Origin of the sequence: Thermoanaerobacterium xylanolyticum LX-11, assembly GCF_000189775.2 — a bacterium.
Taxonomy (GTDB): Bacteria; Bacillota; Thermoanaerobacteria; order Thermoanaerobacterales; family Thermoanaerobacteraceae; genus Thermoanaerobacterium; species Thermoanaerobacterium thermosulfurigenes.
The window spans coordinates 390,823-404,417 of record NC_015555.1 but is presented as its reverse complement, the minus strand read 5'-3'; the positions used below and the strand labels follow the sequence as shown (position 1 = coordinate 404,417).

Annotated in this window: 13 protein-coding genes; 2 read left to right on the top strand and 11 right to left on the bottom strand. The window is 36.9% G+C overall.

The features are described from left to right. Window positions 1–71: 71 nt before the first annotated feature. On the top strand, window positions 72–1,445 hold the full coding sequence (locus THEXY_RS02100; RefSeq protein WP_013787204.1) for an IS4 family transposase: 1,374 nt from the start codon (window positions 72–74) through the stop codon (window positions 1,443–1,445). Window positions 1,446–1,968: 523 nt separating this feature from the next. Here the strand turns inward: THEXY_RS02100 and glmS are convergent. Together glmS and THEXY_RS12500 are read right to left on the bottom strand one after the other, a co-directional pair. Then, window positions 1,969–3,795, bottom strand: a complete 1,827-nt coding sequence (gene glmS, locus THEXY_RS02095) for a glutamine--fructose-6-phosphate transaminase (isomerizing) (RefSeq protein WP_013787203.1) — start codon at window positions 3,793–3,795, stop codon at window positions 1,969–1,971. A 177-nt stretch (window positions 3,796–3,972) separates the two neighbouring features. Beyond that, window positions 3,973–4,113 (bottom strand): hypothetical protein, encoded by a 141-nt coding sequence (locus tag THEXY_RS12500; protein WP_154645611.1) that lies wholly within the window; start codon window positions 4,111–4,113, stop codon window positions 3,973–3,975. A gap of 207 nt (window positions 4,114–4,320) precedes the next feature. On the opposite strand from THEXY_RS12500, the gene THEXY_RS02090 reads away from it, so the two are divergent. Further along, window positions 4,321–5,832, top strand: coding sequence for a hypothetical protein (locus tag THEXY_RS02090; protein WP_013787202.1), 1,512 nt, complete (start codon window positions 4,321–4,323; stop codon window positions 5,830–5,832). A gap of 212 nt (window positions 5,833–6,044) precedes the next feature. On the opposite strand, the gene glmM is transcribed toward THEXY_RS02090, so the two are convergent. The 9 genes from glmM to cdaA all read right to left on the bottom strand — a co-directional run bounded on the left by glmM (window position 6,045) and on the right by cdaA (window position 13,522). Beyond that, the gene (glmM, locus tag THEXY_RS02085) at window positions 6,045–7,388 is read right to left on the bottom strand and encodes a phosphoglucosamine mutase (protein WP_013787201.1); all 1,344 of its coding nucleotides are present in this window, start codon (window positions 7,386–7,388) and stop codon (window positions 6,045–6,047) included. A 121-nt stretch (window positions 7,389–7,509) separates the two neighbouring features. Continuing rightward, window positions 7,510–8,079 carry a lysophospholipid acyltransferase family protein gene (locus tag THEXY_RS02080; RefSeq protein WP_268257775.1) on the bottom strand — a complete coding sequence of 190 codons (570 nt, stop codon included), beginning with the start codon at window positions 8,077–8,079 and terminating at the stop codon, window positions 7,510–7,512. A 117-nt stretch (window positions 8,080–8,196) separates the two neighbouring features. Further along, entirely contained in the window at window positions 8,197–8,748 is a 552-nt protein-coding gene (locus tag THEXY_RS02075) for a 2-oxoacid:ferredoxin oxidoreductase subunit gamma family protein (RefSeq protein WP_013787199.1), read from the bottom strand. 1 nt (window position 8,749) lies between these two features. Beyond that, complete coding sequence (locus THEXY_RS02070) at window positions 8,750–9,499, bottom strand: thiamine pyrophosphate-dependent enzyme (protein ID WP_013787198.1); 750 nt, start codon at window positions 9,497–9,499, stop codon at window positions 8,750–8,752. Continuing rightward, window positions 9,499–10,563 (bottom strand): 3-methyl-2-oxobutanoate dehydrogenase subunit VorB, encoded by a 1,065-nt coding sequence (locus THEXY_RS02065; RefSeq protein WP_013787197.1) that lies wholly within the window; start codon window positions 10,561–10,563, stop codon window positions 9,499–9,501. Before THEXY_RS02065 ends, THEXY_RS02070 begins: the two co-directional genes overlap by 1 nt. Window positions 10,564–10,576: 13 nt before the next feature. Then, entirely contained in the window at window positions 10,577–10,789 is a 213-nt protein-coding gene (locus THEXY_RS02060; RefSeq protein ID WP_041592174.1) for a 4Fe-4S binding protein, read from the bottom strand. Between the two features lie 14 nt (window positions 10,790–10,803). Further along, window positions 10,804–11,478, bottom strand: a complete 675-nt coding sequence (locus THEXY_RS02055; protein WP_013787195.1) for a hypothetical protein — start codon at window positions 11,476–11,478, stop codon at window positions 10,804–10,806. 30 nt (window positions 11,479–11,508) lie between these two features. Beyond that, window positions 11,509–12,699 (bottom strand): CdaR family protein, encoded by a 1,191-nt coding sequence (locus THEXY_RS02050; protein WP_013787194.1) that lies wholly within the window; start codon window positions 12,697–12,699, stop codon window positions 11,509–11,511. Further along, window positions 12,689–13,522: a diadenylate cyclase CdaA gene (cdaA, locus tag THEXY_RS02045; protein WP_013787193.1), complete on the bottom strand. Its 834-nt coding sequence runs from the start codon at window positions 13,520–13,522 to the stop codon at window positions 12,689–12,691. The genes THEXY_RS02050 and cdaA overlap by 11 nt, the downstream gene beginning before the upstream one ends. Window positions 13,523–13,595 lie beyond the last annotated feature (73 nt).

Sequence of the window (13,595 nt, the reverse complement as noted above, 5' to 3'; positions counted from 1 at the left end):
AAAATAGCATGAGACCTCCATTTTTGGTATAATTGAATTATCAAAAAATAAACCAATTGGAGGCTCATGCTATGAATAGTATAACACAAAATTACCAAATTGATAATAAGGTTTCTACTTCGATTAAAAGTTTCTTCAAAAAATATAGAATTTCGGCTGCTTTAAGGTTATCGAATGCTTACAAAAGCAAGGGTATTCCCGTTATTTCTATTTTCGAGTACTTATTCTGTATGATCTTTACCAATAGATCTATGTATATGAATATGCTAATGGGTACAAATCAGGTTGGTTTTAAGAAAGACACGGTTTACAGATTCTTAAACTCTATTCATATTAATTGGATTCGGTTTACCACTTGGCTTAGTGCACAGATTATAAATGAGACAATTACTGGGTTAACAAGTGACAAACGCGTAAATGTTCTTATTGTTGATGACTCTTTATTCGAACGCTCTAGCTCTAAAAAAGTAGAACTACTAGCAAAAGTATATGACCATGCTAAAAAAACATACAAATATGGCTTTCGCCTACTTACACTCGGATGGTCAGATGGAAATACTTTTATCCCAGTCAATGGATGTCTTTTATCTACTGAGAATCAAAAGAATCGTATCAATGAAGCTATACCTGTGGACAAGCGTTCCGCCGGGTATTTAAGAAGGAATCTATCCCAAACTAAAGCAACAGCCGTAGCTCTGGAATTAATAAAGACCGCTAAAAAAGCAATGATTCCAGCATCTTATGTATTGTTTGACACTTGGTTCTGTTCTCCCTCTTCTTTGATTGCTATTAAAGAAATAGGCTATGATGTTATTGCAATGGCAAAGAAAACATCAAAGATGCATTACCTATATAATGGAATAATGCAGCCGTTAACAGAAATATACAAGCAGAACAGAAAAAGAAGAGGCAGGTCTAGATACCTGTTATCCGTGGAAGTTTCCATTGAAAAAGACGGAAAATCTATTCCTGCTCGAATTGTATTTGTCAGAAACAGGAATAATCGAAAAGACTATCTGGCACTTATTACCACGGATATGAACCTTAACGAGGACGAAATCATTCGTATATACGGGAAGCGCTGGGATATAGAAGTCTTTTTCAAAGTGTGTAAATCATACTTGAAGCTCAGCAAGGAATGCAATTCATTATCTTACGATGCGATGACAGCACATACAGCAATCGTATTTACCAGATACATGATGCTTGCACTAGAGAACCGTCGATCATCAGATTTACGAACAATGGGAGAGATATTTTACTACATACAGGATGAAATGTCCGATATTACGCTGATTCAGGCTTTTCATCTACTTATGCAAGTATTCATAGATACAATAACAGATAAACTATCGTTATCTTCAGAACAGCTGGACCAATTACTTGATGCTTTTATGGCTGCGATTCCCAAAGAACTTAAGGAAAGACTTCCGAAGTGTGCATAATTGTGTAAATTACTATTACTTTTTTCTGGCAAAGCATTAAGTTTTCAAGGAACAGAGTAATTATTTATGTGCGAAGTTTTAGTTTTATAATATAATCCTTATTCCTTATTCCTTATCCCTAAAAATCCTTATTACTAACTATGTATATTTAAAATAAACTCCGCTCCAAACCGAAATCCCTCAAACCCTTATCCTTTCTCACCTCGAACCTATTTCCCTATTTATTTCCAGATAAGAAAGTCCGCTCTAAACAACTTTTAAAATAAAGTCAGTTCTTTTTAGGGGTAAAGTGCAAGAAAAGTAGGGTAAAGTCTTTCAATACCTTTAAAATCAATTCCTTTAGCCTTTTCCTTACCCCTTAACCCTAACCTCAATAAAAAAGCAAATCCCGCAGCAAATGAAGATTTCTCTTGCACTTACTACGGAATTTTGGAACGAACTTTATTTTTATAGAGCGTACTTTATTATCATGGAGTGGAGTTTATTTGTATTATACAACACTTAATACAAGTTATTTAAAATTTTATTCAACTGTCACGCTCTTTGCGAGATTTCTTGGTTTGTCGACATCACAGCCTTTTTCAACTGCCATGTAGTATGCTAAAAGCTGCAGCGGTATTACCGTTATTATTGGAGCAACTTCTTCCATTGTCTTTGGTATATAAAGGACTTTTTCTACTATACCCTCTAATTGATTGTTGCCTTCCATCGCAAAAGCAAGGACGTATCCGCCTCTTGTCGTAACTTCTCTTATATTGCTTAACATTTTTTCAAAAAGGTGTTCTTGAGTTGCTAATGCTATGACTAATGTACCATCTTCAATAAGAGCCAATGTGCCATGTTTCAACTCGCCTGCCGCGTAAGCCTCTGAGTGTATATATGATATTTCTTTTAGCTTTAGTGAGCCTTCCATTGCAACAGCATAGTCAAGACCTCTTCCCAAATAGAAGACATCTTTTGAATTAAAATGATTTGACGCAAATTCTTGAAGCTCATCTTTATAATCCAGTATGTGCTTTGCTTTATCTGGAAGCTGCTTTAATTCATCGCAAATGGCTTTAGCGTATTCTTTATCTATTGTTCCTTTTTTGAGTGCTAAATCCAAAGCAATTAGGTATAACGCAACAAGCTGTGTCGTATAAGCTTTTGTAGATGCAACGGCAATTTCAGGTCCTGCCCAAGTGTATATGACATCATCAGCTTCTCTTGATATGGAGCTACCTACAACATTTGTAATTGCTATAACTCTTGAGCCATTTCTTTTGGCTTCTTTTAAAGCAGCAATAGTATCTGCAGTTTCACCTGATTGACTGACTACTATTGTCAATGTCTTTTCGTTTATAATAGGTTCTCTGTACCTGAATTCTGATGCTATGTCGACTTCTACTGGTATCCTGGCAAACTTTTCAATCACATATTTACCTACTACACCAGCATGGTATGCCGTTCCACAAGCGACTATGAATATCTTATCGATTTTATCTATTTCATCTTTTGTTATATTTACCTTATCCAAAACTATTTCGTTGTCGTTGACTATACGTCCTCTTAATGTGTCTTTTATAGCGTTTGGCTGTTCGTGGATTTCTTTCAACATGAAATGCTCATAACCGCCTTTTTCGGCTGATTCTACATCCCATTTTACCTCAAACACAGATTTTTCAACATCTTTTCCAAATGCATCTATGACTTTGATGCTGTCCTTTTTTATTATCGCAATTTCTTTATCATCAAGAAAGTAAACTTTTCTGGTGTATTTTAGTATTGCTGGTATATCTGATGCAATATAGTTTTCCCCATCGCCAAGTCCTACGATAAGTGGAGCGTCTTTCTTGGCTGCCACAATCATGTCTGGATGGTCCTTTGACAACACTCCAAATGCATACGAGCCATCAATCCTGTCAAGAACTTTCATGACAGCTTCCACAATATCTCCATTGTAATAGTACTCGAGAAGATTTGCCACCACTTCTGTATCTGTTTCTGACTTAAATGTGTAACCTTCTTCTATAAGTCTCTTTTTAAGCGGCAGATAATTCTCGATTATGCCATTGTGGACGACAGCTATTATACCCGATTGTGACAGGTGTGGATGTGAATTTATATCGGATGGCTCTCCATGTGTTGCCCATCTGGTATGTCCAATTCCAATGGAACCAAAAAGATTCTCTTTTTTTAATGATTCTTCAAGCTGGCTTATTCTGCCTTTTGCCTTTTTTATATTTATGTTGCCGTCATTTATCACAGCTATTCCTGCTGAATCATATCCTCTGTACTCCAACTTTTTAAGTCCTTCTACTAATATTGGTGTCGCCTGTTCATCACCAATATATCCAACAATTCCACACATAGTAAATGTCTCCTCTCAGTATTTTTATTAAGTTATCCTGCTCAAACCGCTCTATGCCAATGGTCACCCATGGTTTTCCCGGTTTTTTATCGACCGCAGGAAGCCGCAGGGCATCCGCCGATAACTCGATTAACCCTGTCCTCGTCAACTTAGAGTTTCCCCTAAGCCCAGGCGCTTTTATTCAGTTGTGTGTTTCATGGGCATTCCCCCTTTCAAAGTATTTAATAATATTAATAAGGAAGTAATAATACCTCCTTTATTAATCAGAATATTCTCGGCAACTTCTGTTGCCTGATATATCTGAATTTCAGGAGACATATTTTAAATTTATCCCCCAAAATTTCATTCTGAAATCCTTTTTCGATTTCCAATTCATTTACATCTTTATTTACATTGTAAGATTTTTTCTTTATATTTCCCTTTATTTAACATATATGGTTACATTCTATCTTGACTTTTTTAAATCGCCCCAATAATCGAAATGGATGGTGTTTTTACCATACTACTTGTTATTGAGGTGATTTTATGTTGGGCGCATGGCGTTCGCATTCTGATTATCAGTCTTTCCTTGTCGAAAATATTCAACCCATTTATGCTTCAGATAAAAATCGTGTCCTTCAATTTTCTGAAGCTTTATCTAAACTCTATAATTTAGATCTTGATGTTCTTAAACTTGTACTGGAACCTTATTACTCTAATACTGGTTCTCCAGCCAAAAATCAGCCTGAAGTTTTTCGGTCTTTTGTACTTATGTCTCTTCTTAAATGTCACAGTATTACTAAATGGGTTTACATGCTTCATCATGATGACCTTTTGTGTTACATGATTGGCGTGTCTCCTGATAATATTCCTGGTGTTGGTACTCATTATGACTTGATTAACAGGTTATGGCTTGAGGATCCTGATATTGAAAAAGACCGACAGGATTCTCTCCATCCTTTTAAACGCAAACCACGTAAAAAACTTGCTAAAAATCAGAAGCTTCCACCACGCCACCCTGGTATTATACAGAAATTTGTTGATTTGGCTTTACAGGGTAAAATTTTTGAGTCAAGACCTGAGAAGCTTCTTCAACAAATTTTTGCCGATGTTGCTGTTAGGCCTTCCGCCAATGCTGGCATCCTCGGTGATATTGAAAAACTTACTATTTCTGGTGACGGTACTTGCATTAAAACCGGCGGAAGTCCTTTCGGTATTAGAACTTGTGATTGTGCTAATAAGGGTATATTTAATTGTGACTGCCATCGCAAGTTCTCTGACCCCGATGCTCGCTATGGTTGGGATAGTTATCATGAGACATGGTTTTATGGTTATTCTGGTTATTTTTTAGTGACATACAACGAAGAGCTTAAATCTGATATTCCGATTTATCTTCGCTTGGTTGAGGCTCCTCGTTATGATGGTGTTACTGCTATTATTGCTTTGTCTGAAGCAAGGGCTTTGTATCCTGATTTCGTTTTTGATAAATTTATTGGTGATTGTGCTCATGATAATTACCCTACTTATCATCTTCTTAATAAGTGGAATATTAAACCTGTAATTCCGCTAAATAAGAAGAATAAAAACAACAGCAAGTACCAAGGTACTATTAAAATCAATGAAAATGGTATTCCTGTCTGTATGGCAGGATTATCTATGGTTTACAATGGTTTTATGAAAGACCGTAACAGAATTAAATGGCGCTGTCCTTTTGCGACTGGTAAAGTTGATTCATGTAATTGTAAAGATAAGTGCTCCTCTTCTGATTATGGTAGAACCGTTTATACGAAGCCTTCATCTGATCCTCGCTTGTTTACCGTCATTCCACGTGGTTCTGATGAATGGAAAGGCGAGATGAAAAAGCGAACTTCTTCTGAGCGTGTTAACAAAAGGCTTCTTAATGACTATGAGTTGGAGCTATCTAAAACCAGAGGCAAAAAGCGTTGGTCTTTCTGGATTATGATACACTCTATTAATATCCATCTTGATGCTAGATTGAAAAAATCTAAGTTTGATTTTATTTCTATGCTTGATGGATTATTAGGTAGAGTAGCATAAATATTGAGATTCCATATACTGTTAATTTTTAAACCTATTTTATTAGGCTTTATTTCTTATACTCTTTTTTTAAATTGATTTTCATTATTTTACATTTTCTTTCCTCTTTTCAGTATTTTATCGCAAAGGCTTTGTTATTTTCTGTATCTAATTTTTAATTTATGCCATAGTATGACGTTGGAAATTAGTTTCCGAAATCACTCAATCATGCATTATCCTAACTTCTTTTCAATCAAATTTGCCAACTCCCTGGCCATTGATTCTATCTTTTCTTGATCTTTGCCTTCTACCATCACTCTTACTAATGGCTCTGTCCCTGAAGGTCTTATAAGGACTCGACCTTCTCCTTTCATCTCTTCTTCAAGTTTTTCTATCTCTCTTGCTATATCTTCATCATCCATGTATTTATATTTCAGCTCATTTTTGACTTTTGCATTTATCAAAACTTGCGGATATGAAACCATGACATTGGCCAATTGAGACATCTTTTTACCACTTTTAACGAGCAATTCTGCTACTTTCAGAGCAGTTATCTCACCATCGCCTGTTGTATTGTGATCGAGGAAAATTATGTGTCCCGATTGTTCACCGCCTATTGAGTAACCATTTTTCACCATTTCCTCTAAGACATATCTATCTCCAACTTTTGTCTTTACTACATCTATTCCATTTCGTTTTAATGCTATGTCTAATCCTATGTTGCTCATAACCGTGACGACAACTGTATTTTTATTTAGTTTTCCTGTATTTTTAAGATGTATACCACACATAACCATTATATGATCTCCATCTACAACATCGCCATTTTCATCAACCGCAATAAGCCTGTCTGCATCGCCGTCAAAAGCAAATCCTACATCAGCACCTGTTCCAGCCACGATCTCTTGAAGCACTTTAGGATTTGTAGATCCACATTTGACATTTATTTTTTCTCCGTTTGGATGTGAACCGTATAATATCACGTCTGCCCCTAATTCGTGAAAAAGTATCGGTGCAACTGTGCTGCTTGCTCCATATGCACAATCTAAAACCACTCTAAGTCCCTTTAAATCACAATCTATAGTAGATTTCAAAAATTCAATGTAATCCCTCTGTGCACTCTCACTTTCCACTGCATTTCCAACATCCAATCCTGTAGGTGTTGGCAACTGGCTTTTTTCATTTATTATCTTCTCTATTTTGTCTTCTACTTCATCAGGAAGCTTATATCCATCTTTATTAAAAAATTTGATGCCATTGTATTCAACAGGATTATGTGACGCTGAAATGACGACACCAGCATCTAATTTATAATGTCTTGTCAAATATGCAACAGCAGGTGTAGGTATGATACCAGCGTCTATGACCTCTGCTCCAACAGACGTAAGTCCTGCCGTCAATGCGCTTTTAAGCATATCTCCAGATACTCTGCTGTCACGCCCTATCAAAATTTTAGGTCTTCTTGAGCATTCCGTCAAAACATACGCGCCAGCTCTTCCAAGCTCAAATGCAAGTTGTGGCGTAAGATCTTTGTTGGCAATCCCTCTTACACCATCTGTGCCAAATAATCTAGCCATAAAATCCATTCCTTTCAGTATCAAAAAATCATACGATAATATTTTATCATACTATATGGCCCAATGCAATTTACCGTAGGTATGCTTAATTCTATGAATAATTTAGCACAATCCCTCACAGCTATTTTAAATCCCGATTATTTATAAGGCTATTTAATGAATTTAACACTTCATGAGCCATTTTATCCAAGCAATCGCCTTTATCCATCGATACATCTGGGTATATGCTTTTGCCTATCGTTACAGAAATCCTTCCTGCATGTGGAAGATACTCTCCCATAGGCAATACAACATCAGTTCCATTTATGCCTACAGGCACAATAGGACATCCTGTTTTGCATGAGAGATACATTGCACCTTTGTAAATTTTTATTACACTTTTGTCAAGTGATATTCCTCCCTCTGGAAACAAAGCGATGGATCTCCCATCATCAAGCATCTTGATAGCTTTCTTTAACGCACTTACATCTGCGGAATTTTTTTTGATAGGTATTGTTTCTAATGCATTTAAAATCAAACTCAAAATAGGCATCCTATATAAATCCTTGCTGGCTATGAAAAAAACTCTCCTATCGATAGCGTCCATAAGTGCTATTGGATCTAAGATACTTTTGTGATTAGCCACAAATATGCAGGGTTCATCCGGCAAATTGCCCAACAAATTTACGTTGAATCCAAAAAATAAGGACATAATCGCTAAAGTAATGGTCTTAATAAAATAATACAACACCATTCATATCACCTATTACTATAATAGACAAAACAGTAAAAAAAGTTCTTTAAAAATGAAACCTCCACAATGGGAGGTTTATTTTACCACAAGCTGAGAAGATATAAATTCTTTGCCTCTTTCGTATGCTTCTATATTTAAAGGTATGAGATTTTCTTTGCCTTCAAAAACCTTGTTGAAGGCACTTTTAATAGCAGCCTCGCTGATCATGTTTTTTAAACCAATCAAAGCCCCAATCATGATTGAATTGGCCACTTTGAGATTCCCAAGTTGATTTGCAATATCGTTTGTAGGAATTCTGTATACTTCAATATCCTTTCTTTTATGTTCTATAGTAATCAATGAGCTATTTATAAGCAGCAATCCACCTTTTACAATATCTTGCTCATACTTTTCTAAAGAAGGCCTATTCATTGCAACAACTACAGTTGCCTCGTTTATTATGGGGGAGCCTACTGGTTCATCAGATATGGTAACATGACAGTTGGCTGTGCCTCCTCTCATCTCTGGTCCATACGACGGCAGCCACGATACGTTTTTCCCATCCATCATTCCTGCGTATGACATTATAAGCCCCATCGACATGATGCCCTGTCCACCAAATCCTGCAAATATTATCTTTTCATTCATTTTATTTTTCCTCCTCCAAGGTGTTTTTGTATACACCTAATGGATAGTATTGCTCCATCTTGTCTTTTATCCATTTTAATGCTTCATTCGGTGACATACCCCAGTTTGTTGGACAGCTTGACAGGACTTCTATCATTGAAAATCCTTTTTTGTTTATTTGGGCTTTGAATGCGTTTTTGATTGCTTTTTTGGCGTTTAATACGTGTTTTACGTCGTACACTGATACTCTTTCGATGTATGCTGCTCCTTCTAATGTTGATAGCATTTCACACATTTTTATGGGATATCCGTTTGTTTCTGGTTTTCTTCCGTACGGGGTTGTGAGGGTTTCTTGCCCTATCAGTGATGTTGGTGCCATTTGGCCTCCTGTCATGCCGTATATGGCGTTGTTTATGAATATTACTGTTATGTTTTCTCCTCTTGCTGCTGCGTGTACTGTTTCTGCTGTTCCTATTGCTGCTAAGTCTCCATCTCCTTGGTATGTGAATACTATTTTGTAGGGGTGTACTCTTTTTATGCCTGTTGCTACTGCTGGTGCTCTTCCATGGGCTGCTTCTTGCATGTCGCAGTTGAAGTATTCGTAGGCGAATACGGCGCATCCTACTGGTGCTACACCTATTGCTTTGTCTAATACTCCTAATTCTTCCATTGCTTCTGCTACAAGTCTGTGGACTATGCCATGTGTACATCCTGGACAGTAGTGAAATGGTGTGTCTGTTAGTCCTTTTGTTTTTTGAAATACTACTGCCATTATTTTTTCCCCCTTATTTTCTTGATTTCTTCTAATATGGCCATGGGTTCTGGTACCATTCCTCCTACTCTTCCGTAAAAGTGGACTTCTTTTTGTCCGTTGACTGCTAGTTTTACATCTTCTACCATCTGTCCCATGCTCATTTCTATTGTTAAATAGGCTTTTACGTGGTCTTTTGTTTTTTTGAATGGTTCTTCTGGAAATGGCCACAGTGATATTGGCCTTATTAAGCCTACTTTGATGTTTTCTCTTTTTGCTAGTTCGATTACGTTTTTGGCGACTCTTGCTATCGTGCCGTATGCTACTAGTATTATTTCTGCTTCTTCGCAGTTTGTCATTTCATATCGCACTTCTTCTTTTGCTGCTTTTTCGTATTTTTTGAATATTTCTATGTTGTGTTTTTCTAATATTTGTGGGTCTAATTCTAATGAGTTTATGATGTTTCTTTTGTTTCTCATTCCCATGCCTGTTGTGGCCCATGGTTTTTCTTCTATTTTGTTTTCTTCTTTTTTTAGCATGTCAAAGTCTACTGGTTCCATCATTTGCCCTAACATGCCGTCTCCTAATATCATTACAGGGTTTCTGTATTTGTCAGCTATGTGGAATGCTTGTTGTACTAGTTCTGCCATTTCTTGTATTGTTGATGGTGCCAAGACTATGAGTTTGTAGTCTCCATGTCCTCCGCCTTTTGTGGCTTGAAAGTAGTCTGATTGGGATGGCTGTATTCCGCCTAATCCTGGTCCGCCTCTCATTATGTTGGCTATTACGCATGGTACTTCTGCCCCTGCTATATATGATATTCCTTCTTGCATTAGGCTTATCCCTGGGCTTGATGATGTGATAAGGACTCTTGCTCCCGCTCCTCCTGCTCCGTATACCATGTTTATTGCTGATACTTCACTTTCTGCTTGTAAGAATACTCCTCCTACTTCTGGCATTCTTTTTGCCATGTACGCTGTTACTTCGTTTTGTGGTGTTATTGGATATCCGAAATAATGCCTGCACCCGGCTTGTATTGCAGCTTCAGCCAGCGCTTCATTTCCTTTCATGAGTACTTTTGCCATATCTATCCCCCTCTTATTTTATAACTGTTATGACTGTGTCTGGGCACATTATTGCACAAAATCCGCAGCTTATGCATTTTTCTATGTTTTCTTCTTTTATCATGGCTGGGTGGTATCCTTTTATGTTTAATTTGTCTTTGTCCATTTCTATTATGTGTCTTGGGCATGCTTCAACACATAGTTCACAGCTTTTGCACAAGTTTTCGTTAAATATGACTTGCTTCAATCTCATCATCTCCATCATATTTTATTCCAAGGTGTTTTCATATAAAGATCTATAGGAAAAACGTCATATCCCATATTTTTAAGCTTTTCAGCTACATCTTTCTTGGCGGCTGTCATCTTTATAGGAATGCCTGTCTTCCTTGATACGTCTTCCGTTACTTCAATCCCTCTTATTACATCGTCTGCTGTCGTCTCGCACGACAGATGTGTGTTATTTACAAGGTGTGTCACTTTTATCCTTGCCGCATTTTCTACAAGAGTCATGTATTTTATTGCAGATTCTACATCTTTTGTAAACGGCCTGTTTATATTTATTACAAAAAGCACATCTACATCTTTATCGGCTAATATATTGTGATATTGCCCAAACGCGATTGCTCCTGCATCGTCGCCTCCTATATCAAATACAGCATACTTCTCTTCATTCTGTATGACACTGTATATATCTCTGGATAAGGCCGGCATATCAGCATTCATGTATTTTTCATCCACACCAATTACTTTTATGCCCCATTTATCTAAAAGTTCCTTTCTCACCTCCCTTGGGCGAAAATAGGGATTTACTATATCAAGATCTACTATGTCTACATCATATCCGCATGTCTTTATATACCTTGCGTAATTTATGGCTATTTCTGTTTTGCCTGTGCCATAATGTCCAAGAACTACGGTAAGTCGTTTAAAGTCCATTGTGATCATCCTTCTACTATAAAATAAAGATCATTGAATATTGACATCCACAGATTGTGGATTTACTTTAACTATCTTCAGATTCAAATTTGTAGTCACATTTACTGGCAATGTCTGTGTACCTGTAGTTGCATTTGTAGCATCTACATAAGCATTAAAATCGCTGGAAGTAGCTGAATCTACCACATTCTCCGGACCAGTGACTGTTATCACTATGTTAGGATTTAGAATAGTGACATTTTTGTTGTCGCCACCTTTAACATCTATACTACTTAGTGTGATGTTGTTTGTAACGATTTTTTCAATATCTATAAAAACTTTTGCAGTGCTATCACTTTTCACAAGGCTCATACCATTTGGAAGGTCAAAAGGCACGCTTTCGGTGACAGACGTGTTTTTGCCCGATATGTCTATCTGCTTAGTGTCAACGCTTTTGATGGTATTTAATACAGCATCATCTCCCGTCACATAAACGTACTCAGGCAAGACACTTACTTGTGCAACATCATATCCATCCATAGGTTTGCCAAATATTTTTGCATTTACAGGTACTCTTATGGCCTTGTTCACATCTATATCCACTTTAATATATCCAGGATTCACATCTACGCCTTTGACTTCGTTGCCATTTCTGTCTACCGGTTCAACAGGGACAGATATGCTTACATCCTTTGATTTATTAGTCATATCAACTTGTGCTACAACATCTTTTATCAAATTCACTTTGCTTTCAGGACCGGTAATCACTACTTCACCAGGAGTCACCACGGCAGGCTTCATAGCAAAGCCATCCATTACAGCTCCATTGACCTTTACGTGCACTGGCATCTGTACTCTTGAAACTTTGTCTACATCAAGCTTTACCTCTGAAGGATTTGCAGAAACAAATGTCACATTTTTAGGAAGTGAACTTACTTCAATAGGCACGACATTTATCCCCTTTGTTATTATCCTGCTGACGTCTGCTTCAACCTGTATGTCTGAAGGTCTTACATTCATCACATCGCTTCTTCGTCCTTTAATCCTGACTGTCACCGAGAAATTTTTATCTCCTATAAGCGTCAATCCTTTCTTGTCAAGCGTATTGACATTCACTATATTTACAGGAATATTGCCTACATCATAAGATATCTCTGGGTTCTTCTCACCCATCACATAAAGCCACAATATAAAAGCTATTACAACCGAAAGTATTTTTATAGGTAGGTTTTTACTCAGCATGTTTATTCCCCCATTTGAACCAGTTAGAGCCTTTGCTGTCCTTCACCTTGAACATACTTAAAAGAACTTCTTTTAAAGTCTTTATATCCAAATGCCTTGATATTCTTCCGTTCTGAGCAAGTGATATAGTACCAGTTTCTTCTGAAACTATGACTGATACAGCATCTGACACTTCAGTCACACCTATGGCAGCTCTATGCCTCGTACCAAGCTCAGTGCTTAAATTTTGATTGTCAGTAAGTGGCAAAAAACATCCAGCGGCCATTATCCTATCGCCTCTTATTATAACCGCTCCATCGTGAAGGGGGGTATTTGGTATAAAGGTATTTATGAGAAGCTCACTGGATATTTTAGAATCAAGTGAAATGCCGGTTTCTATCAATTCATTTAAACCAGTATTTCTTTCCAAAACAATCAAAGCACCTATTTTAGATCTGGACAAGAATTGAACAGCATCACATATCTCACTTATGACATCGGCTATATCCTGGACTTCATCGTTTATTATGAAAAAGTTTCTTTTAATAAACTCGCTTCTACCGAGAGATTCTAAAGCTCTCCTCAGTTCCGGCTGAAATACTATTAAAAGTGCTATAACGCCAACAGTCATTGCATTGCTTAAAATATAATTGACTGTCCTAAGCTGCAGCCACTCGCTTAATTTTGTAAGTATTAAAAGAATTATAATTCCTTTAAATAGTTGCTCAGCTCTGGTTTTTCGTATGACTAATATAAGGCGGTACGTTACATAAGCTATTATCGCTATATCTACGATGTCATTTACTCTCATAGTCTTTATTATTTCTATAAGGCCATTGAACAAAAAGCTCACCTCTTGAGGCAAAATTGTAAACTAATATAATTTTAGTACTTGCTCATAATAATTATACACTAAT

Coding starts and splice junctions, on each gene's coding strand:
- THEXY_RS02100 (WP_013787204.1), top strand. CDS start 72: ATGAATAGTATAACACAAAATTACCAAATTGATAATAAGGTTTCTACT.
- glmS (WP_013787203.1), bottom strand. CDS start 3,795: ATGTGTGGAATTGTTGGATATATTGGTGATGAACAGGCGACACCAATA.
- THEXY_RS12500 (WP_154645611.1), bottom strand. CDS start 4,113: ATGTCTCCTGAAATTCAGATATATCAGGCAACAGAAGTTGCCGAGAAT.
- THEXY_RS02090 (WP_013787202.1), top strand. CDS start 4,321: ATGTTGGGCGCATGGCGTTCGCATTCTGATTATCAGTCTTTCCTTGTC.
- glmM (WP_013787201.1), bottom strand. CDS start 7,388: ATGGCTAGATTATTTGGCACAGATGGTGTAAGAGGGATTGCCAACAAA.
- THEXY_RS02080 (WP_268257775.1), bottom strand. CDS start 8,079: ATGTCCTTATTTTTTGGATTCAACGTAAATTTGTTGGGCAATTTGCCG.
- THEXY_RS02075 (WP_013787199.1), bottom strand. CDS start 8,748: ATGAATGAAAAGATAATATTTGCAGGATTTGGTGGACAGGGCATCATG.
- THEXY_RS02070 (WP_013787198.1), bottom strand. CDS start 9,499: ATGGCAGTAGTATTTCAAAAAACAAAAGGACTAACAGACACACCATTT.
- THEXY_RS02065 (WP_013787197.1), bottom strand. CDS start 10,563: ATGGCAAAAGTACTCATGAAAGGAAATGAAGCGCTGGCTGAAGCTGCA.
- THEXY_RS02055 (WP_013787195.1), bottom strand. CDS start 11,478: ATGGACTTTAAACGACTTACCGTAGTTCTTGGACATTATGGCACAGGC.
- THEXY_RS02050 (WP_013787194.1), bottom strand. CDS start 12,699: ATGCTGAGTAAAAACCTACCTATAAAAATACTTTCGGTTGTAATAGCT.